At 47.9% G+C, this 20,099-nt stretch carries 18 protein-coding genes; 10 read left to right on the top strand and 8 right to left on the bottom strand.

The annotated features are described in order from the left end of the window. Positions 1-123: 123 nt before the first annotated feature. The 6 genes from H3L97_RS08880 to H3L97_RS08855 all read left to right on the top strand — a co-directional run bounded on the left by H3L97_RS08880 (position 124) and on the right by H3L97_RS08855 (position 6,594). A complete protein-coding gene (locus H3L97_RS08880; RefSeq protein WP_097113207.1) occupies positions 124-837 on the top strand; it encodes a DedA family protein in 714 nt (237 codons plus the stop codon). A gap of 63 nt (positions 838-900) precedes the next feature. Next, positions 901-2,202, top strand: a complete 1,302-nt coding sequence (locus tag H3L97_RS08875) for a paraquat-inducible protein A (protein ID WP_097113206.1) — start codon at positions 901-903, stop codon at positions 2,200-2,202. Positions 2,203-2,352: 150 nt separating this feature from the next. Beyond that, complete coding sequence (pqiB, locus tag H3L97_RS08870; RefSeq protein WP_097113205.1) at positions 2,353-4,074, top strand: intermembrane transport protein PqiB; 1,722 nt, start codon at positions 2,353-2,355, stop codon at positions 4,072-4,074. Continuing rightward, positions 4,071-4,610, top strand: a complete 540-nt coding sequence (locus H3L97_RS08865; protein ID WP_097113204.1) for a PqiC family protein — start codon at positions 4,071-4,073, stop codon at positions 4,608-4,610. Before pqiB ends, H3L97_RS08865 begins: the two co-directional genes overlap by 4 nt. A gap of 45 nt (positions 4,611-4,655) precedes the next feature. Then, positions 4,656-5,138 (top strand): hypothetical protein, encoded by a 483-nt coding sequence (locus H3L97_RS08860; protein WP_097113203.1) that lies wholly within the window; start codon positions 4,656-4,658, stop codon positions 5,136-5,138. 442 nt (positions 5,139-5,580) lie between these two features. After that, on the top strand, positions 5,581-6,594 hold the full coding sequence (locus H3L97_RS08855) for a tRNA dihydrouridine synthase (protein ID WP_224446365.1): 1,014 nt from the start codon (positions 5,581-5,583) through the stop codon (positions 6,592-6,594). 7 nt (positions 6,595-6,601) lie between these two features. Here the strand turns inward: H3L97_RS08855 and H3L97_RS08850 are convergent, their stop codons facing one another. From H3L97_RS08850 to mpl, 8 genes are all read right to left on the bottom strand, one after another. Then, entirely contained in the window at positions 6,602-7,144 is a 543-nt protein-coding gene (locus H3L97_RS08850; protein ID WP_097113282.1) for an RDD family protein, read from the bottom strand. Positions 7,145-7,359: 215 nt separating this feature from the next. Then, on the bottom strand, positions 7,360-8,307 hold the full coding sequence (gene miaA, locus H3L97_RS08845) for a tRNA (adenosine(37)-N6)-dimethylallyltransferase MiaA (protein WP_097113202.1): 948 nt from the start codon (positions 8,305-8,307) through the stop codon (positions 7,360-7,362). Between the two features lie 89 nt (positions 8,308-8,396). Continuing rightward, the gene (speB, locus tag H3L97_RS08840; RefSeq protein WP_034295711.1) at positions 8,397-9,320 is read right to left on the bottom strand and encodes an agmatinase; all 924 of its coding nucleotides are present in this window, start codon (positions 9,318-9,320) and stop codon (positions 8,397-8,399) included. 202 nt (positions 9,321-9,522) lie between these two features. After that, positions 9,523-11,415, bottom strand: coding sequence for a biosynthetic arginine decarboxylase (speA, locus tag H3L97_RS08835; protein ID WP_097113201.1), 1,893 nt, complete (start codon positions 11,413-11,415; stop codon positions 9,523-9,525). 63 nt (positions 11,416-11,478) lie between these two features. After that, positions 11,479-11,895, bottom strand: coding sequence for a type II toxin-antitoxin system VapC family toxin (locus tag H3L97_RS08830; protein ID WP_097113200.1), 417 nt, complete (start codon positions 11,893-11,895; stop codon positions 11,479-11,481). Beyond that, on the bottom strand, positions 11,896-12,153 hold the full coding sequence (locus tag H3L97_RS08825; RefSeq protein ID WP_097113199.1) for a hypothetical protein: 258 nt from the start codon (positions 12,151-12,153) through the stop codon (positions 11,896-11,898). Between the two features lie 46 nt (positions 12,154-12,199). After that, on the bottom strand, positions 12,200-12,700 hold the full coding sequence (locus H3L97_RS08820) for a hypothetical protein (RefSeq protein WP_097113198.1): 501 nt from the start codon (positions 12,698-12,700) through the stop codon (positions 12,200-12,202). A 126-nt stretch (positions 12,701-12,826) separates the two neighbouring features. Then, positions 12,827-14,185, bottom strand: a complete 1,359-nt coding sequence (gene mpl, locus H3L97_RS08815; protein ID WP_097113197.1) for a UDP-N-acetylmuramate:L-alanyl-gamma-D-glutamyl-meso-diaminopimelate ligase — start codon at positions 14,183-14,185, stop codon at positions 12,827-12,829. Positions 14,186-14,625: 440 nt separating this feature from the next. Between mpl and dinG the strand changes: the two genes are divergently transcribed. The 4 genes from dinG (at position 14,626) to H3L97_RS08795 (ending at position 20,098) form a co-directional block, all read left to right on the top strand. Continuing rightward, positions 14,626-16,776, top strand: coding sequence for an ATP-dependent DNA helicase DinG (gene dinG, locus H3L97_RS08810; RefSeq protein WP_097113196.1), 2,151 nt, complete (start codon positions 14,626-14,628; stop codon positions 16,774-16,776). Positions 16,777-17,336: 560 nt separating this feature from the next. After that, positions 17,337-18,626 (top strand): valine--pyruvate transaminase, encoded by a 1,290-nt coding sequence (locus H3L97_RS08805; RefSeq protein ID WP_097113195.1) that lies wholly within the window; start codon positions 17,337-17,339, stop codon positions 18,624-18,626. A gap of 6 nt (positions 18,627-18,632) precedes the next feature. Further along, positions 18,633-19,655: a Holliday junction branch migration DNA helicase RuvB gene (gene ruvB, locus H3L97_RS08800; RefSeq protein WP_097113194.1), complete on the top strand. Its 1,023-nt coding sequence runs from the start codon at positions 18,633-18,635 to the stop codon at positions 19,653-19,655. Continuing rightward, positions 19,652-20,098 (top strand): HAD domain-containing protein, encoded by a 447-nt coding sequence (locus tag H3L97_RS08795; RefSeq protein ID WP_097113193.1) that lies wholly within the window; start codon positions 19,652-19,654, stop codon positions 20,096-20,098. The genes ruvB and H3L97_RS08795 overlap by 4 nt, the downstream gene beginning before the upstream one ends. The last annotated feature ends 1 nt before the right edge of the window (position 20,099 follow it).

Genomic DNA, 20,099 nt, shown 5'->3' with positions numbered 1-20,099 from the left:
TATTTGGCTTAACCGTTTTTTATCGTGTACTTTCAGGCTGCCTGAAAAAGTTGGGGGGCTTTTTAAGGTGGCTTTTTGCCCATTTGCCTTGTTTGCAAATCATCAAAATGAGAACAATAATTTATGCTTGGATTGCTTGAATCGTTTTTTGTGGATTTTGGCTACACCGCCGTGTTTTTGGTGCTGGTGCTGTGTGGCTTTGGCGTGCCGATTCCCGAAGACATTACCTTGGTTGCAGGTGGCGTGATTTCGGGATTGGGCTATGCGAATGTGCATACCATGTTTGTGGTGGGCATGTTGGGCGTGTTGGTGGGCGATGGCATCATGTTTATGCTGGGGCGCGTTTATGGCGAAAAGATTTTGCGTTTCAAGCCTGTGGCGCGTTTAATGCCGCCCAAACGCTATGCCCAAGTGCAACAAAAATTTGACCAATATGGCAACCGTGTGCTGTTTGTGGCGCGATTTTTACCTGGCTTGCGTAGCCCGATTTTTTTAACGGCAGGCATGAGCGGCAAGGTGTCGTTTTGGCAATGGCTGTTGATGGACGGCATGGCGGCGTTGATTTCTGTGCCGATTTGGGTGTATTTGGGCGGTTATGGCGCGGAAAACAAAGATTGGCTCATGCAGCAAGTACACCGTTTTCAACACGGTTTGTTTTTTGTGTTGGGTGTGGGCTTGGCGGTGATTGTGTGGTTTTGGTGGCGCAAACGCCAAAGTTTGGTGGCGCGTAAACACGCTTTGCTGGAAAAACGCCGCAATCGCAAATTGGCACGTCAGCAAAAGAAAGCCCAAAAAGCAGAAAAAAAACAACAGGCTCAACACATTTCATCTTCATGATTTCTTTTTCAGGCTGCCTGAAAGCCTTTCAGGCAGCTTTTGTCAATGTGATTAAGGTTTGATATGCGTTTTCGTCAGCTTGTTGCCCAACACGCGCAAAAAAAATGGTTGCAGCTTTACACGCCGATTGCCACTTTGCCAGCTCATTCGGTGGATTGTCCCGAATGCGGCTTGCGTGTGCAATTACCCAAATTGCGGCAGGGGCAGGAAGCCTGTTGTCCGCGTTGCCATCATCAGTTGGTGCGGGTGGAGTATCATGCGTTTCAAATGCCGTTGGCGTGTGCTTTGGCGGCGTTGATTTTGATGATTTTGGTGTACAGTCAAACCTTTGCGGTGGTGATTTTGGGTGGCATTTACACGCATTTGTCGCTGCCTGAAATGGTGTTGGATTTGATGGTGCGCGATTTCAACTTTTTGGGCAGCGTGTTGTTTTTGATGACATTTGGTGCGCCTGTGTTGTTTTTGCTGTTGAGCGTGTATGTTTATGCGTCTTTGTTGAGCAATGCACCGTTTCCCTATTTGCTTTATGCCACGCGCATTTTAACGCGCTTGCAGCAATGGATTATGATAGACGTGTTTTTCGTGTCCGCGCTGGTGGCAGACATCAAAATGAGCAGCGTGTCGCAAGTGGAATTTGGGGCGGCATTTTGGTTGATGCCTGTGTTGGCATTGTTGGTGTTGCGAACCACTTTGGCGGTGCCGATTCATTGGGTGTATTACCAAATTCATCGCAGCGAAAACCACGATTTGTTTCATCATCATGCCGATGAGCCTAGGGTGTGTTGCACGCGCTGCCTGTATCATCGTCCTGTGGCTGAAAACATTTGTGGTGTGTGCGGTTCGCAACTGTTTCATCGCCGACCCAATAGTTTGAAAATTTCATTTTGTTTTTTGTTGGCGGCGACTTTGTTGTATTTGCCTGCCAATTTTTTGCCGATTATGATTTCTGCCGACCCAAGCAAAAAAATCGTCAGCACCATCATGAGCGGCATCATTTTGATGTGGCACGATGGCGATAAAATGATTGCCGCCATCATTTTCAGCGCGAGCATATTGGTACCCAGCCTGAAAATCGTGTCCATGGCAATTTTGCTGTATAACGCCAAATTTCAGCCGCGTTGGTCGGTGGAAAAATTGTCTTTGCAATACCGCATTACCGAGTGGGTAGGGCGGTGGTCCATGATAGACATTTTTGTGATTATCATTTTGATGACGGCATTTCACACGCCTGTGGCAAAAGTGATACCAGGGGCAGGGGCGTTGTATTTTTGCTTGGTGGTGATTTTGACGATGTTGTCGGCGCATTTTTTTGATGTGCGATTGATTTGGGATTGGAAAATGAAACAAAATCAATGGAAAAAATGATAAAAGGCGTTTTTAGGCAGCCTGAAATGTTTTTTGAAACGCAAACTGTTCCGCTTTCATGTATTTGGCTTGCTTTTTGAAAAAGAAAGTTGCCGAAGACAAAACCATTTTTTGTTGTGTACTTTTAATTCAAACCCATTTTGCGAAAAAATGAATACCGATTTGCAAGAAAATTCAAACAAAACCGAACCCGCCCAAGTGCGCCAAACTTTAACTTTGCTGTCGGCGGTGTGGCTGATTCCCTTGTTGGCGGCGATTATTGGCGCGTGGTTGTTGGCACAAAATCTGCGTAACAAAGGACCCGAAATCACTTTGCTGATTGACAATGCAGAAGGCATTGAAGTCAATACCACCGCCGTGCGGATTTTGAATGTGGACGTGGGGCGCGTAACGCGCGTTCGCCTGCTGCCCGACCAAAAAGGCGTGGAATTGACCGCCCGCCTTACCAAAGATGTGGAAGACCTGATGCGCGAAGACACCCAATTTTGGATTGTGAAACCGCGCATTGACCAAAACGGCATCACAGGTTTGGGGACTTTGGTGTCGGGTGCGTATTTGGCGTTTTCGCCTGGCAGCAGCCAAGTGGAAGCCAGCGAATTTAAAGTGTCCGATTTGCCGCCCGTTACCGCCATTGGGCAAAGCGGTGTTCGTCTGTATTTGTCGGGCAAAAACAGCAAAATGTTGGGTGCAGGCAGCCCCATTTTGTATGAAAGCCACATTGTCGGCACGGTGGAACACGCCAAATTCAATCCCACCACGCAAATGGTGGACTACACCATTTTCATTCACAGCCCCAACGAAAGCCTGCTGTCTTCAAACAGCCAATTTTGGCTGGAAAGCGGCATACACATTCGCACAGACGGCACAGGCGTGAGCATCAACACCCCACCGCTTTCGGCAATTTTATCGGGGGCGATTGCGTTTCACACACCGCGTTACAATGCCGATTCGCAAAAAGCGGTGCAAAATGGCGACACTTTCCGCATTTTTGACAACCGCAAAGAATTGGAAAGTCAAGCAGGCGAACGCACTTTGTATTATGTGGTGTTTTTTGATTCATCGGTGCGCGGTTTGGAAATTGGTGCGCCTGTGGAATATCGCGGCATGAAAATCGGTACGGTTGCCGATATGCCCTATTTTGATGAAAGCGACAATTTGAAATTGTTTCAAAGTGGCTTGATTCCTGTGCGTTTGCGCCTTGAACCGCATTTGATGGAGTCGGGTGGCGGCAATCAGCGCAATGTGGTGCGCGAAAGCCGCGAATATTGGCAAAATGAAATTCAGGCAGCCTTAAATCGCGGTTTGACCGCACGCTTGGCAAACAACAATTTGATTTTGGGCAGCAAAATGATTGAATTGAGCGATGCCTCTTCTGGCAATGCCGATGGCGTGTTGAAACCCGCGCGTGAATACCATGGGCATACGGTGATTGCCAGTCAAGGCGGTGGCGGTTTGGAAGATTTGCAAGCGCAAATTGGCAAATTGCTCAATAAATTTAACGCATTGCCATTGGATAAAACCATGGGCGAACTCAATGGCAGCCTGAAAGAATTGCGCCAAACTTTGAAATCGGCACAAACCTTGTTGGCAAGCACCAATCAAACCATGAACAGTGCCAATAAATTGATGAACAAACCACAAACGCAGCAAATTCCCAATGAAATCAACAAATCATTGCGCGAATTGCGTCAAACTTTGCAAGGCGTGTCGCCCCAATCGCCCATGTATCAAGATGTGCAACAAACTTTGCAAAGCATAGACCAAACCTTAAAAGACGTGAAACCTTTGGTTGATACGCTCAAAGCGCAACCCAATGCCTTGATTTTCAACAGCAGCACCCAAGACCCCACCCCGAAAGGACGTGAGCCATGAAAAAAAATCGTTTGCCCATTGCCGTGTTGGTGGCGGCGTTGAGCGCGTGCAGCAGCACCAGTGAGCCGATGCGCCATTATCAATTACCCGATAGCGCGTTCAGGCTGCCTGAAAATGCGGCTTTGCACCGTGAAATTGCCGTCAAAATTGTGTTGGCTGAACCTTTAAATGGCAATGGTCTGCTCTATCAAACCGATGATGTGCATGTGAATGTGGCGCAAAAAAACCTGTGGGCAACGCCATTGTCTGATGCTTTGGCGGCGAATCTTGCCAATAAATTGAATGAAAACACAGCGCATTCGGCATTTGTGCCACACAAATTGGCAAAAAACGCCAAAGGCAGCCTGAAAATTTACCTAGACCGCTTTCAAGGCACCCACCGTGGCGTAACCGAAATCAGTGGCTATGGGCAATGGGATGATGGCAGCAGTCGCGCCTTTCACGTTCAAACGCCACAAATTGGCGATGGCTACGCGCCCATGCTTGAATCGCTGAACACAGGTTTACAAAGCGTGGCAAAAACCTTGGCATACTGAATGCTAGCTGAATCATTTCACTTATCATTTTGACAGGAAAAAAAAATGAAAAAATCCCTTATCGCTTTGACCTTGGCGGCTTGCGCGACTTTGGCTCATGCAGAAAATGAAACCATTCAGTTGGTTGATGATTTTCGCCGTACACCAGCCCTTGCAGGCGAAGCGCAATACACCTTTTATGCAGTTGATGTGTCCGACACCATTGCCAGACGTTTGCCCAATCAACACATTTTTTCGCGCAATCAATTAAAGCAGCGTTTTTGCTGGGAATTGACGGGTTTGCCTGCCAATAAGCGTTTGTACAATGCCGATTTGTCGCTGACCGCACCGTCTGTAACCACCTTTTTGGATACGGATGGCAATCGAATCAGTTCCAATCAGCACGTCAGCCATGTTCAGTTGGAAGCGAAAGAAGGACGCATTGGCGAATGCGGTATGTTTGAAGCCAGCGACCCTGCGGGTACTTATGTGTTTCAAGTGAGTGTGGAAGGCAAAACCTATCCTGCCCAAAAAATCATTTTGCGTTAATGATTTGCAGGCTGCCATCATATTTAAAGCCCCACGCTGGTACTTTTATCATAAATTGAAAAAAGGCGGATATGCAATCCACGCCTACATCAGTTTGAAAGAGGGTTTTGTCAAGGTGCAGTATGGGGCTTTAATCAAAAACATAATTTATTGCTTTTTGAATGATTTGGTCATAGAATAACTTTGTCTGACAACAGAAAATCGCATTAGCTGTGTAATCATGGGCGGTTTATCGTCAAATGATAAATGGTGGGGATTGCGTCCACCCAGATAACACAAACGCCTGAATGATTTCGGTTTCAGGCGTTTTGCTTTTGTTGTTTGTTTGGGTTGGTGAGATTGTTCGCTACCATTGACACCATGTTTTTTCAAAACCGAAAATGGTGTAAATATGGTACACCATACCATCGGATAAGGCAGGCTAAAATAGGTAAAAAACGAAATGCAAAATACAAAAAATACAAGTAAAAACAATGAAATTATTGAAAATAATGAAAAAAGTAAGTTGCTGCTTGCCCCCATGCAAGGCTTATGCGATGACGTGATGAGAAATCTGCTCACCCAAATTGGCGGATTTGACGAATGCGTGAGCGAATTTGTTCGCATTACCCACACCGTGCATTCCAAATCAACATGGTTGCGCCATGTACCCGAACTGGCAAACCACAATCTAACGCCTGCTGGTGTGCCATGCGTGGTGCAAATTTTGGGCAGCGATGCCGAAATGATGAGCGTGAATGCCTTGGAAGCCGTGCGTTTGGGCGCAAACAAAATTGACATCAACTTTGGTTGCCCCGCACCCACCGTCAATAAACACAAAGGCGGCGCGGTGCTGTTGCAAGAACCCGAATTGGTGTATCACATCGTCAAAACCCTGCGTTTCAGGCTGCCTGAAAACGTGGATTTGACTGCCAAAATGCGTTTGGGCTACGAAAACACAGATTTGGCATTGGCAAACGCCCAAGCCATTGCCGATGGCGGTGCCAGTCTGCTGACCGTACACGCACGCACCAAAGTGCAAGGCTACGAGCCGCCAGCACATTGGGCGTGGGTCAAAAAAATTCAGCAACACATTGATATTCCAGTGGTTGCCAATGGCGATGTGTTCACGTTGGCAGATTATCAAGCCATTGTGCAAGAAAGCGGTTGCCAGCAAATCATGCTGGGACGCGGTGCCGTGATTCGCCCCGATTTGGCGCGACAAATCAAACAATTCCAGCAAAATGTACCTGTTCAGGCAGCCACGTTCAACGATGAAATCATCGTGTGGATACAGCAATTTGTGGATTTGTGTTGCGCCAAAGAAAGCAACAACAAATATCCCGTGGCGCGTTTAAAACAATGGCTGGCGATGATGAAACCCGCCTATCCCGAAGCTGTAGTGTTGTTTGAGCGCATTCGCACAATCAAGGAAATTGAGCAAATTAAACCGATTTTGCACGATTTTCGCGCCTAAAACCGTTTCAGGCAGCCTTTTTCGGCTTATCCCGATTTTGCCAATCCACCAATTCTGTGCCAGCCAAATAATCGTACAAAAATTGCTGGCGCGGATTGAATTTGGCAAAACCCCACGGCAAAATCCACCAAAGCAAAGCCAAACCCATCGCCAAACGCGGTTTCACGCCCATGCCAAAACGAAACGCCGCATACGCCACCAATGGCACAAACACCAAAAACACACACGCCCACACAAAACGCAAACGCAGTTCGCGCAAAGTGGCGCGGCTGCCTGAAACGCTTTGCAAGCCAATTTTCCACACGCGCATGGGCAAAGTTTGCTGTTCGCGCAACCAATTCATTTTAAAATAAAACCACCACGCACCAAACAAAGCCAGCGTGTACACAGGCATAAAAACATTTGGCGAAACAGCCACTTGCTGTTGAATAAACGTTTGCAGCATGCCCAACACCAGCAGCGTGAGCAGCGTAACCGAGCCAATCAACAGGCTTTCATAAGCCAGCGCAAACAAGCGGCGGCGCAGGGAAACAGGATTATGGTTCATCATCATTTTGTTTTTTATGGTTAAAAATACGTTCAGGACGCATTGCGGTTACGCGACACAATCAAAAGCACAACAAAATTTTTTATTTTATTTCAGTCATTTCAATTTTCAGGCTGCCTGAAATATTTTTCAAAGCCGTAACCATTGGGTGTCAATTCATTTGGCTTACTTTTTTAAAAAGTAAGTCGCCGAAGGCAAAAATTTGGTTGTTTGGCTTTTCAGGCTGCCTGAAAAAAGTTTTGCACAGCACACGATGTGCATTTCACTTGCTCATCAAGCGTTTGCGAAAAAGGGTCTAAAATCAAATCGCTGTGGGTTTTTCGCAACCAAGTGATTTGGCGTTTGGCGAGCTGGCGCGTGGCGGCAATGCCTTTATCCACAAACTCATGATAATTCAAACGATTTTCCAAAAAATCCCACGCTTGGCGATAACCCACGCAGCGCATGGACGGCAAATTTTCATGCAAATCAGGATAGCGTTCACGCAAAAATTGCATTTCATCTAAAAAGCCATTTTTTAACATGATTTCAAAACGTTGGGCAATTTGCGCGTGCAGTTGGGCGCGGTTTTCAGGCTGCAAAGTCAGCGTGAACAAATCCAACACAGGCGCAGATTTTTGTTCCGCAAAATGTTGGCTCAAAGGCTTGTTGGTTAAAAGAAAAACTTCCAAAGCGCGTTCTATGCGTTGGCTGTCGGCAGGTTCAAGCCGTGCGGCGGTGGTGGGGTCGCAATCTTGTAATTGTTTGTATAAAAACGATAAACCGTATTGGGCTTTATCTTGTTGTAATTGTTGGCGGATTTCGGGGTTGGCTTCGGGTAAATCGTTCAAGCCATGCGTGAGCGCGTGAAAATACATCATCGTGCCGCCCACAATCAGGGGGATTTTGCCACGCGCCGCAATTTCATCAACCAAACGCAGGCAATCGCTCAAAAATTCCGCCGCGCTGTACGATTGTAAAGGTGTAACAATATCAATCAGATGGTGTGGTACGGCAGCCAGTTCATCGCGGCTGGGTTTGGCGGTGCCGATGTTCATGTCGCGGTAAATCAATGCGCTGTCTAGGCTGATGATTTCGCAGGGGAATTGTTCAGCGAGCGCGAGTGCAAGTCGGGTTTTGCCGCTTGCGGTTGCGCCCAAAATGGTGAAGGCTTTGGGTGGTTTCATATTGAATTTAAAGTGAGAATGGGGTTTCAGGCTGCCTTAAAGATACAGGCAGCCTGAAAATCAACTAAACGACTTATTCATTGTTTTGATTAAGCCTTTTTGCTGCCTTGCAAATACAGCATTTCCAAAGCCAAAGTCGCGCCTGCCAAAGACGTGATGTCCGCATGGTCATAGGCTGGGGCAACTTCCACCAAATCCATGCCCACAATGTTCACATCTTGCAAACCGCGCAGGATTTTCAACACGCGGTCGGTGCTTAAACCGCCACAAACAGGCGTTCCCGTACCGGGGGCGTAGGCTGGGTCCAAACAGTCAATGTCAAAGGTTAAATACACGGGCAAATCGCCAACGGTCTCTTTGATTTTGTTGATGATATTCTCTACGCTGTCATCATTGACTTGTGGGGCTGGCAATACGGTGTAGGGCAAATTTTTGTCGTATTCGGTGCGAATGCCGATTTGTATGGAACGCGCTGGGTCAATCAAACCTTCTTTGGGCGCGGTGTAGAACATGGTGCCGTGGTCAAATTCGCTGCCATTTTCGTAGGTGTCGGTGTGTGCGTCAAAGTGCAGCAGGGCGAGTTTGCCGAAATGTTTGGCGTGGGCGCGTAACAAGGGCAGCGTGATGAAATGGTCGCCGCCAAAAGTCAGGCAGCGTTTGCCCGCAGCAAGCAGTTTTTCGGTATGGCTTTGTAATTTTTGTACAAAATCGCGGCTGTCGCCAAAAGCGTACACCAAATCGCCACAATCCACGATGTTCAAACGTTGGCGTACGTCAAAATCCCAAGGGAAACGGCAGCCTTCCCATGCCAAATTCACCGAGGCGCGGCGAATGCCTTCCGCCCCAAAACGGCTGCCTGTGCGCCCTGATGTGGCGATGTCGTAAGGCACGCCTGTAATCACCCAATCGGCATCGCTGTCGTAGGGCGAAAAATGGACAGGCAGCCTGCAAAAGCCAAAATTATTGGCAACCAAAGAAATGTCGGTTTGTCCATTTAAGGTGGTGAAAGTCATTTTGTGTTCCTTTTTGTGAAAAATTTGTTTCGTGCATATTTTCAGGCAACTTGATTACTGCCTTAATCATTTTTGCCTACCTATCCCCTCTCCTGTGGGAGAGGGTAAAGCTGTCAATGTTCAACGATTTTTCCCTCTCCCCAGCCCTCTCCCATAGGAGAGGGGGCAGATGGTGGCATCTCAAAGAAGGCAGCCTGAAAAATCACTCGTCTTCCAAATAAGTGTAACCGTTCAACCCTGCTTCCAATTCTTTCAAAAACGCAATCGCTTGTGAAGCAGGTAAATCCGAATGTTCAATTTGCTCGCGGTAACGTTGCAACAAGACTTTGGGGTCTTGATACACATATTCCAACATATCCGCCACCGTGTTGCCTTTGTCGTAATCGCTGATTTCAAAGCGATTGTTGTCGTGCAACCACACATCAACCGTTGTGGTGTCGCCAAACAAATTGTGCATATTGCCCAAAATTTCCTGATACGCGCCCACCATGAAAAAACCCAATAATGGCGGATTGTCTTCGGGGTAATCGGGCATGGGCATGGTGGTGGCAATGCCATCGCCGTCAATGTAATGGTCTACCGTGCCGTCTGAATCGCAAGTGATGTCCAACAACACCGCTCTGCGGGCAACAGGTTGATTCAACTGTGTAATCGGGCAAACTGGGAATAATTGGTCTATGCCCCAAGCGTCAGGCAGCGATTGAAACAGCGAAAAATTGACATACAATTTATCGGCAAACCGTTCTTGCAATTCGTCAATAATCGTGCGGTGCGAACGGTGTTTTGCATTAAATAATTCGCCAACTTGGTGGCAAATATTCAAATACAACTGCTCTGCCCAAGCGCGTTGTTGCAAACTCAACAAACCCACATTGTACTGATTATGCACATCTGATAAATCAAACTGGCTTTCGTGTATCCAGCTACGCAGCGAACGTTTTTCGCGTGAGGCGAAAATATCCGTCCACGTTTCCCACATGCTGTGCAAAACGCGTGGGTCTTCGGGGGCAGGAGCTTGCAGTTGTTCGGCTTTGTAGCGTTCCACGCCAATCACATTTGCCACCAAAACCGCATGATGTGCCGTGATACCGCGTCCGCTTTCTGTGATAATCGTTGGGTGTGGCAAACCGTATTCTTCGCAAGCCTGACCAATGCCCCACACCACCGTGCTGGCGTATTCATTCAAACCATAATTCACGGAACAATCAGATTGGGTGCGATTGCCTTCGTAATCCACGCCCAAGCCGCCGCCCACATCGAAGCAGCGAATGTTCACGCCCAATTTGTGCAATTCCACATAAAAACGTGCCGATTCGCGCACGCCTGTCGCCACATCACGAATGTTGCCCAGTTGTGAACCCAAATGGAAATGCAATAATTGTAAACAATCTAAATTGTCTTGCTCTTTCAATACATTAACCAAATGCAAAACCTGCGAAGCGGACAAACCAAATTTGGATTTATCGCCACCCGAAGCCTGCCATTTGCCCGAACCTTGCGATGCCAAACGCGCCCGTACCCCCAAACGCGGTTTCACACCAATTTTTGCCGCTTCTTCCAAAACCATTTGAATTTCAGACAGCTTTTCAATGACCAAATACACTTGATGACCCAATTTCTCGCCCATTAAGGCAAAACGAATGTATTCGCGGTCTTTGTAGCCGTTGCAGACGATGAGCGTTTGGGTGGTGCCTGCGTGTGCCAACACCGCCATCAATTCGGCTTTGGAACCTGCTTCCAAACCATGTGGCTGTTTGCTGTGAATCAGGCTTTCAATCACGCGGCGGTGTTGATTGACCTTAATTGGGTACACCAAGCAATAATCGCCACGATAACCAAATTCCGCGCGCGCATTGGCAAACGCTTGATTGATGGCGCGCAAACGATGTTGCAAAATTTGCGGAAAGCAAAACAAAATCGGCAAATGGGCTTGATGATGTTGTTGAACGTGTTGTGTGAGTGCCACCAACGAAATCTGATTTTCAGGCTGCTCGGGATTGGGGCAGACGGTCATCTCGCCAGCTTCATTGACTTGATAATAACGCATGCCCCAATAGGGGACGTTGCTGACTTCTTGCACGGTTACGGTATTCATGTTTATCTTTCTTTCTTTTGTCTTTTAATATCAATGGTAAGTGCTTTTTCAGGCTGCCTGAAATCAAATAAAGGGATTGAGCAATTTTACGCCTGTGGTATCAAAATCGGCAATATTGCGCGTTACCACAATCAAATCGTGTGTGAGTGCGGTGGCGGCTATCAACGAATCAAACGCGCTTTTGGGATTGGGAACGTGCAAATGGGCGCAACGCAGCGCAACTTCGGTGCTGATGGGCAAAATCCGCCCTTGATAAGTGGGCAAGATTTTGTTTTCAAAGCAATCGCGTAAACGTGCGCCTTGTTGTGGGTCTTTGCGTTCTTTGAGCAAAATGCCTTTTTGCAATTCCAAAATGCTAATCGCGCTGACAAACATTTCTTGCGGTTCAACGTCTTGGAAAAAATCCACTACGCCCAAATTGGCTTTTTGTTTCAAAGATTTGTAATCTTCGGAAATCACATTGCTATCAAGCAAATACATTTAGCACTCCCATTCAATATCGGCAATGGCGGCATTGGCAGACAAAATTTCTGCCATGCTGATTGCCCCTTCGCGTTTTTCGCGCTTGGGTACGCGCCCAATCAACATCGTGCCTTCTTCCAAAATTTGGAAATAGCCGCGTGTGGTCAATTCGCTGAAACGCTCGCGGAATGTGCGCCACACTTGTTCGCTGTCGGTGGGGGTGTCCAAGTGTTGCACGATTTGTTCTTCGGGATAATACACTTTGCTGATTAACATTTTGTTTCTCCTTGAAAAATGATTTTCAGGCTGCCTGAAAATGATTTCATCGCATGTATTTACGAATGATTTTGGCAATGCCATTTGCACGAAAAATCAGAATTAAAGAAATCACGCATTCTATCAATGTAACAACAACTGACGCTTTTTGGTCTGCGGCTAAAAATTGCCATGCACTTTTAGAGCTAACTTCTGTATTAAAAACAATCAATATATTCAACCATGCAATGAAATCCATTAAACCACGATAAAATCCCCATATGCCAATTAATACAATGCCCGTATTGAGCCAAGTGATTGTATCGCTAGGAATTTCTTGCTTTTCTTGTTGGTATTCAGGTAATAATAAACCTGCAATGGTCGCAGGGAACAACCATAAAAATAACCAACAGACCAAAAAGAAACCGTGCATGACCCAAAATGTCATTTGGTTGATGTTTTGGGCAATGTCTGATTGCGGTAAAAATACGGTGGTATTCAAAAAATGCAATCCCCATACAAGTGCAAATAAGCGAATACACACAATGAGAATTTGTTTTGGTGTCATGATGTTATGTTATCTTCTTGTTAATCAAATGCCAAATAATATCAATATAGGGTATGCCGTGCGCACCAAATTGCCATACAAATTTGATTTATTGGGAAATTCGGTGCGCACGGCACACCCTACGCCTTAACCACCCAATTTCGCCAACAGTTTATCGTGAATGCCACCAAATCCGCCATTGGACATAATCAAAATGTGGTCGCCATTTTGGGCGAATTGTGCCAAATCGTTCACAAAATCGTCAAAATTTTGTCCAATGTGCAATTTGTCGCCCAAAGGCAACAAGGCAGCCTGAACGTCCCAATCCACACCGCCAGCATAGCAGAACACCGCGTCCGCGCCACGCAAACTTTCAGGCAGCGCGGCTTTCATCGTGCCGAGTTTCATGGTGTTGGAACGCGGCTCCAATACAGCAACAATTCGCGCTTTGCCCACTTTTTGGCGCAAACCGTCCAGCGTGGTGGCGATGGCAGTGGGGTGATGGGCAAAATCATCGTAAACGGTTATGTTGTTGACCATGCCTTTGATTTCCATGCGTCTTTTCACATTTTTGAATTGGCTCAACGCTTCGCAGGCTGCCTGAACGTTCACGCCAACGTGTTTTGCAGCCGCAATCACGGCAAGGGCGTTTTGGCGATTGTGTTCGCCCAACAAATCCCACGCGATGTGTCCGACTGTTTCGCCGTGAAATTGCACGTCAAAGCTGCCGTCTTGTTGCAAGTTGCTGATTTGCCAGCCGCTTTGTTCGCCAAAAAATTGGGTGGGTGTCCAGCAGCCGCGTTCCAAGACGTTTTTCAGGCTGCTTTCGCGTCCGTTTGCCACGATTAAGCCTTCGCTTGGCACGGTGCGGACGAGATGATGAAATTGGGTTTGAATGGCGTTTAAATCGGGGAAAATGTCGGCGTGGTCGTATTCCAAATTGTTCAAAATGGCGGTGCGGGGGCGGTAGTGGACGAATTTGCTGCGTTTGTCAAAAAATGCGGTGTCGTATTCATCGGCTTCAATCACGAAAAACGATGAGCCGTTTTGTGGCAAACGCGCTGAAACATCAAAGTTTTGCGGCACACCGCCAATCAAAAAGCCTGCGCCATATCCTGCGTATTCCAACACCCACGCGAGCATGGATGCGGTGGTGGTTTTGCCGTGCGTGCCTGCCACGCCCAACACCCACATTTTGTGCAACACGTTTTCCGCCAGCCATTGCGGGCCCGATGTGTAGGGCAAGCCTTTGTTTAAAATGGCTTCAATCACGTCCATGCCGCGTTTGGCAACGTTGCCGACCACATACACATCGGCTGGGAAGGTGTCCAACTGTGCCGCGTCAAAGCCTTCGTGGATTTCAATGCCCAAGTTTTCCAGTTGTGTACTCATGGGTGGATACATTTTGGCATCGCAACCTGTTACTTTGAAACCTGCTTGTTGGGCGATGGCTGCCAGTCCGCCCATGAATGTGCCGCCTATGCCGATGATGTGAATGTGTGTCATGATGAAAATTCCGTGTGAAAAATGGGCAAATTATACGCGAAAAGATTTTGCCTTCGGCGACTTACTTTTTACTTTTTAAAAAAGTAAGCCAAACTTAAAGACCAACAGTTTCGTTTCAAAAAAATATTTCAGGCTGAAACCCTTGCAAAACTGTATTCGTAGGGGCGGATTTCATATCCGTCCTGTTTTGATGTGCCAATATTTTTAATTTTATCAAATATTTGTGGAAAGGGCGGATATGAAATCCGCCCCTACGTCTGTTTCACAATGGGTTTTGCAAAAGTTTCAGGCTGCCTGAAAATAAAATTTAAGGCGGTAACAGAATGTGGGTTATTTATTTGGCTTACTTTTTTAAAAAGTAAAAAGTAAGTCGCCGAAGGCAAAACAAGCCGAATAATTTGTTAAAATGCCCTTTTGCCACGATTTTCAGGCAGCCTGAAATGCTCACCGATTTAGAAAAAAACGCCATACGCGACCACTACCGCACCCTTTCCGACAATTTGCCGCAATTTCGCCCACGCCCCGCGCAGCGCGAGATGATAGCAGCCATTGCCAACGCCTTTTCGCGGACTTTATCGCGGCAAGAAGGCGATGAAAACCCACCCGACCGACAAGGCGAAAGCATTGCCGTGATTGAAGGCCCAACAGGCGTGGGCAAAAGTTTGGCGTATTTGCTGGCTGGCGGCATTATGGCGCAAACGCGCGGCAAACGGCTCATCGTGTCCAGCGCGACCATTGCGCTGCAAGAGCAACTGGTTGGGCGCGATTTGCCCTTTGTGGTGGAAAAAAGCGGTTTGGAAATGAGTTTCGCGCTGGCAAAAGGGCGCGGACGCTATCTTTGCCTCTACAAACTTTATCAGCTCACGCAAAGCCATGCCCAGCAAACGCTGTTGGGATTTGAACCCGCCCCCAGCGTTTTGTGGGACAGCAAACCACAACAAAGCGATTTGGATACGCTCACCGACATGGCAAAACAATTCGCCAACCGCCAATTCAATGGCGACCGCGACACTTGGTCTGAAAAAATTGATGATAATCTGTGGTTTAAAGTAACCAACGACCGACACGGCTGCCTGAAAAACGCCTGCCCCAATCGCCCCGAATGCCCCTTTTTCTTGGCGCGAGATGTGCTGGATACGGTTGATGTGGTGGTGGCAAACCACGATTTGCTGCTTGCCGACATCAGCATGGGCGGCGGCGTGATTTTGCCCGCCCCCGAACAGAGCTTTTATTGCATAGATGAAGCCCATCATCTGCCCAAAAAAGCCCTCAACCAATTTGCTGCCGAGCATTCGTGGTTGCAAGCCATTTGGACAATGGAAAAATTCCCCACCCAAAGCCAAAAAATCCTGACGTTTTTGCACGATAAATGGGAACTTGCCAATCTTGCCAACGAAGCCGCAGCCAGCCTGCTGGATTGTTTGAACGAATGGCAATTCCATTTGTACGATAGCCCCGAATTGAACCAAGAATCGGAGCGCGAACACGAAGCCATTTGGTTGTGGGAAGACGGCATCATTCCCCCCGATTTGGCAACTTTGGTGCACAATACCCATGTTTCAGCCAGCAGTTTACTCAAACACATCAATGCTTTAAATGACGCATTGGGTCAAGCGCGCCGCGACAAAAATCAAGACAATGCTCAACTGGACGCATTCAGCAGCGAATTTGGCGGCTTTGTGGCGCGCGCCGAGCAAATCGCCGCCGTGTGGGAACAGATGGCAACCGTTGCCGCCAACGAAAAAGAACCCCCTTTGGCAAAATGGATTAGCCGCCGTTTTGACGACAAAAACGTGGATTTTACCTTTCACGCCAGCCCCATCAGCAGCGCGGCAATGTTGGCAAGCGGCTTGTGGCGCAAGGCGGCTGGCGCGGTGCTGACTTCCGCCACCTTGCAAAGTTTGGGCAATTTCAATTTGTTGCTGCAACAAACGGGTTTGCATTGGCTGCCTGAAACCACCACGCTTGCCTTGCAAAGCCCATTCAATTTCGCGCAACAGGGCGAATTGTATATTCCACCGCTTTCAGCCAGCCCCAAAGACCCCATCGCCCACACCGATGAAGTCGTCAAATGGCTGCCCAAATTGATAGACGATAAAGCCGCCATTGGCACGCTGGTGTTGTTCACATCGCGCAAGCAAATGAATGATGTCGCGTTCAGGCTGCCTGAAAATTTGCTGCCCCACATTTTGGTACAAGGCGAACAATCCAAAGCCAAAATTTTGGAACAGCATTACGCCAATCTCCAAGAAGGCAAACCCAGCATCATTTTTGGATTAGACAGTTTTGCCGAAGGGCTGGATTTGCCCCACGAAGCCTGTGTGCATGTGATTATCGTCAAATTGCCGTTTTCCATGCCCGACAATCCCATAGAAAAAACCCAAAGCCGTTGGATAGAAAAGCGCGGCGGCAAACCCTTTATGGAAATCACCGTGCCAGAAGCCAGCATTAAGCTGATACAAGCCGTAGGGCGACTGATTCGCACTGAAAACGACTACGGGCGCATCACCATTTTGGACAACCGCATCAAAACCCAACGTTACGGACAACAAATGCTGGCGTGCTTGCCGCCATTTAAGCGATTGGGTTGATTACAGACTGCCACAAACCTACTCCCTCCCCCTATGAAAGGGGAGGGCTGGGGAGGGGGTTAGCGCGGCAATGTACCACCCACACCCTAACCCTCCCCCGCCAGACGGGGGAGGGGACAGATTACAGGCAGCCTGAAACTTTTGCAAAACTCGGTTTGTAGGGGCAGATTTCACATCTGCCCTGTTTAGAATTGCAGAAATTTTTATTTTTATCAATAACGTGAACTCGGGATAAGTCACTGTCAATTTGCCAACAAACCTGCCCTCTCTCCCTATGGGAGAGAGTCGGAGAGAGGGCTTGTTGAGCAGCATACCCTCTCCCCAGCCCTCTCCCGCAGGGAGAGGGAGCAAAGTGACTTAAATTGATTAATCACTTTTATCCCGAAATCGCGTTATCAATAAATTGAAAAAAGGGCAGATATGAAATCTGCCCCTACGAATTGAGTTTTGCAAAAGTTTCAGCCTGAACGTGGCGTTGCGCCGCCACACCCACGCTTTGGATTTGTGGCACTCGCCCATTTCACATAAAATACGCTTTCGCAAAATCACAAGGAAACATCATGGCATTTTCCAAATTCGGACAAAAATTCACCCAAAAAAGCGGCATTTTGCAGCTTATGGACGACTTGGGCAAAGCCCTAGCCAGCGACCAGCCCATCAATATGTTGGGCGGTGGCAACCCAGCCAAAATCCCCCAAGTCAATGCCGCCTTTACGCAAGTGGCACAAAACCTCATTCAAAGCGGACAAATCATTGACAGCATTGCCAATTATTCCACCCCACAAGGCGATGACGCATTCATCAAAACCTTGGCGGATTTCTTTCGTGCCGAATACGGCTGGAACGTGCAGCCTGAAAACATCGCCTTAACCAACGGCTCACAAAACGCCTTTTTCTATTTGTTCAATTTATTTGGTGGCGAATTTGAAGGCGGTAACAAACGGATTTTGTTGCCCCTTTCGCCCGAATATGTGGGTTATGCCGATGCCCACATTTCAGGCAGCCATTTTCAAACCGTGCGCCCCAAAATTGAGCGCGTGCAACACAATGGCAAAAGCGGCTTTTTCAAATACCGCGTGGATTTTGACGCGCTGGAAACGCTGCCTGAATGGGAAAATGGCGAAATTGGCGCGATTTGCTGTTCACGTCCCACCAACCCCACGGGCAATGTGCTAACAGACGAAGAAATGGCGCGGCTGGACAAATTGGCGCAGCAACACGGCATTCCCTTGATTATTGACAATGCCTATGGCGCACCGTTTCCCAACATCATTCACACCGATAATCAGTTGATTTGGCACGATAATATTGTGTTGTGTTTCAGTTTGTCCAAAATCGGCTTGCCCAGCGCGCGCACGGGCATTGTTTTGGCAAATGCAGAAATCATCAATGCCATCAACAGTTTGAATGCCATCATCAATTTGTCGCCCACACGCATGGGCGCGGCAATGGTTACGCCCATGTTGCAAGATGGCAGCCTGAAACAATTATCCAACGAAGTCATTCGCCCCTTTTATGCCGAGCAAGCCGAATACGCCATTGCCCTGTTGCAACACGAATTTGCCGATTATCCGCTTGCCATACACCAGCCCGAGGGCGCGATTTTTCTGTGGTTGTGGTTTGAAAATTTGCCCATATCCAGCAAAGAGTTATACGAAATTTTGAAACAACGCGGAACCTTAATCATTCCCAGCGAACCGTTTTTTGTCGGTTTGGATACGCGCGACTATCGCCATGCCCACGAGTGCATACGCATGAGCATTGCTGGCGACAAAACCGTTTTGCAACAAGGCATTGCCACCATAGGCGAAGTGGTGCGTGAATTGTATGACAACGCCGAAGGCAAGTAATATTGTATGATTGAAACCGATAATTTAAGCACCGCCCACCGCATAATCAGCGCACAAAAAATGTCGCAGCAAGAAGAACAACTTGAACGCGCCTTACGCCCCAAATTGTTGGCAGATTACATTGGGCAACACAAAGCCAAAGAACAACTGGGCATTTTCATTCAGGCAGCCAAAAATCGCCAAGAAGCCCTAGACCACACCTTGCTTTTTGGTCCCCCAGGTTTGGGCAAAACCACGCTTGCCAATATTGTGGCGCGAGAATTGGGCGTGAATTTGCGCCAAACATCAGGGCCCGTGCTGGAACGCGCTGGCGATTTGGCGGCATTGCTGACCAATCTTGAACCGCACGATGTGCTTTTTATTGATGAAATTCACCGTTTAAGCCCCGTGGTGGAAGAGATTTTGTATCCTGCCATGGAAGACTATCAGCTTGACATCATGATAGGCGAAGGGCCTGCCGCGCGCAGCGTCAAAATTGATTTGCCGCCGTTCACGCTCATTGGCGCGACCACACGCGCAGGCATGCTCACCAATCCCTTGCGCGACCGTTTTGGCATTGTGGCGCGTTTGGAATTTTACGAAACCGCGGATTTGGCAACCATCGTGGCGCGTTCCGCCCAATTATTGAACATGGATTTGGACGAGCAGGGCGCGTGGGAAGTTGCCAAACGCAGTCGTGGCACACCGCGCATTGCCAACCGTTTGTTGAGACGGGTACGCGATTATGCCGAAGTGAAACATTCAGGCAGCATTGACGCGGCAATCGCAGACGCAGCCCTGTCCATGCTGGACGTGGACAAAATCGGCTTGGACATGATGGACAGAAAATTTCTTGAAGCCGTGTTGCACAAATTCAACGGTGGACCTGTGGGTTTGGAAAACGTGGCAGCCGCCATTGGCGAATCCACCGACACCATTGAAGACGTGATTGAACCCTATCTCATTCAACAAGGCTTTTTGCAACGCACCCCGCGCGGACGCATGGCAACCGAAGCCGCCTTTTTGCATTTTGGATTGAACGCGAAATGATGATTTTTTTGGATTTTGATGGCGTATTGCATTCCGCGCACCATCATTCAAACGACACGATGTACAGTCAATTACCGATTTTGGAAGGTTTTTTCAGGCAGCCTGAATTTGCCCACATTGATTTTGTGATTTCGTCCACATGGCGACACGGGCGCGATTTGGCACAGTTGCGCGAGCCATTTTCGCCCGATTTTCGTGAACGCATTGTGGGCAAAACGCCCAGTTCATCATTCTGTTTTGCCAAACCCATTGGCGGACGAGAACGCGAAATTTTGAAATATTGCCAAGCCCATCATGTTGAAAAATGGTTGGCTTTGGACGACATGGGCAGCCATTTTCAACGCCACCTAGACCGCGTGTTTTTGTGCCAATCCAGCACAGGTTTAACCGAAAACGATTTGCCGCGTTTAGCCGCATTGATTAACGAAATTCAGGCTGCCTGAA

Source organism: Alysiella filiformis (assembly GCF_014054525.1).
Classification (GTDB): Bacteria; Pseudomonadota; Gammaproteobacteria; order Burkholderiales; family Neisseriaceae; genus Simonsiella; species Simonsiella filiformis.
Note: the sequence above shows the minus strand (reverse complement) of the source record. Positions and strands in the feature narration are given on the sequence as shown.

What these genes read in the sequence shown, in the direction of transcription:
- H3L97_RS08880 (WP_097113207.1), top strand. Translation starts at nt 124, where the DNA reads ATGCTTGGATTGCTTGAATCGTTTTTTGTGGATTTTGGCTACACCGCC.
- H3L97_RS08875 (WP_097113206.1), top strand. Translation starts at nt 901, where the DNA reads ATGCGTTTTCGTCAGCTTGTTGCCCAACACGCGCAAAAAAAATGGTTG.
- pqiB (WP_097113205.1), top strand. Translation starts at nt 2,353, where the DNA reads ATGAATACCGATTTGCAAGAAAATTCAAACAAAACCGAACCCGCCCAA.
- H3L97_RS08865 (WP_097113204.1), top strand. Translation starts at nt 4,071, where the DNA reads ATGAAAAAAAATCGTTTGCCCATTGCCGTGTTGGTGGCGGCGTTGAGC.
- H3L97_RS08860 (WP_097113203.1), top strand. Translation starts at nt 4,656, where the DNA reads ATGAAAAAATCCCTTATCGCTTTGACCTTGGCGGCTTGCGCGACTTTG.
- H3L97_RS08855 (WP_224446365.1), top strand. Translation starts at nt 5,581, where the DNA reads ATGCAAAATACAAAAAATACAAGTAAAAACAATGAAATTATTGAAAAT.
- H3L97_RS08850 (WP_097113282.1), bottom strand. Translation starts at nt 7,144, where the DNA reads ATGATGAACCATAATCCTGTTTCCCTGCGCCGCCGCTTGTTTGCGCTG.
- miaA (WP_097113202.1), bottom strand. Translation starts at nt 8,307, where the DNA reads ATGAAACCACCCAAAGCCTTCACCATTTTGGGCGCAACCGCAAGCGGC.
- speB (WP_034295711.1), bottom strand. Translation starts at nt 9,320, where the DNA reads ATGACTTTCACCACCTTAAATGGACAAACCGACATTTCTTTGGTTGCC.
- speA (WP_097113201.1), bottom strand. Translation starts at nt 11,415, where the DNA reads ATGAATACCGTAACCGTGCAAGAAGTCAGCAACGTCCCCTATTGGGGC.
- H3L97_RS08830 (WP_097113200.1), bottom strand. Translation starts at nt 11,895, where the DNA reads ATGTATTTGCTTGATAGCAATGTGATTTCCGAAGATTACAAATCTTTG.
- H3L97_RS08825 (WP_097113199.1), bottom strand. Translation starts at nt 12,153, where the DNA reads ATGTTAATCAGCAAAGTGTATTATCCCGAAGAACAAATCGTGCAACAC.
- H3L97_RS08820 (WP_097113198.1), bottom strand. Translation starts at nt 12,700, where the DNA reads ATGACACCAAAACAAATTCTCATTGTGTGTATTCGCTTATTTGCACTT.
- mpl (WP_097113197.1), bottom strand. Translation starts at nt 14,185, where the DNA reads ATGACACACATTCACATCATCGGCATAGGCGGCACATTCATGGGCGGA.
- dinG (WP_097113196.1), top strand. Translation starts at nt 14,626, where the DNA reads ATGCTCACCGATTTAGAAAAAAACGCCATACGCGACCACTACCGCACC.
- H3L97_RS08805 (WP_097113195.1), top strand. Translation starts at nt 17,337, where the DNA reads ATGGCATTTTCCAAATTCGGACAAAAATTCACCCAAAAAAGCGGCATT.
- ruvB (WP_097113194.1), top strand. Translation starts at nt 18,633, where the DNA reads ATGATTGAAACCGATAATTTAAGCACCGCCCACCGCATAATCAGCGCA.
- H3L97_RS08795 (WP_097113193.1), top strand. Translation starts at nt 19,652, where the DNA reads ATGATGATTTTTTTGGATTTTGATGGCGTATTGCATTCCGCGCACCAT.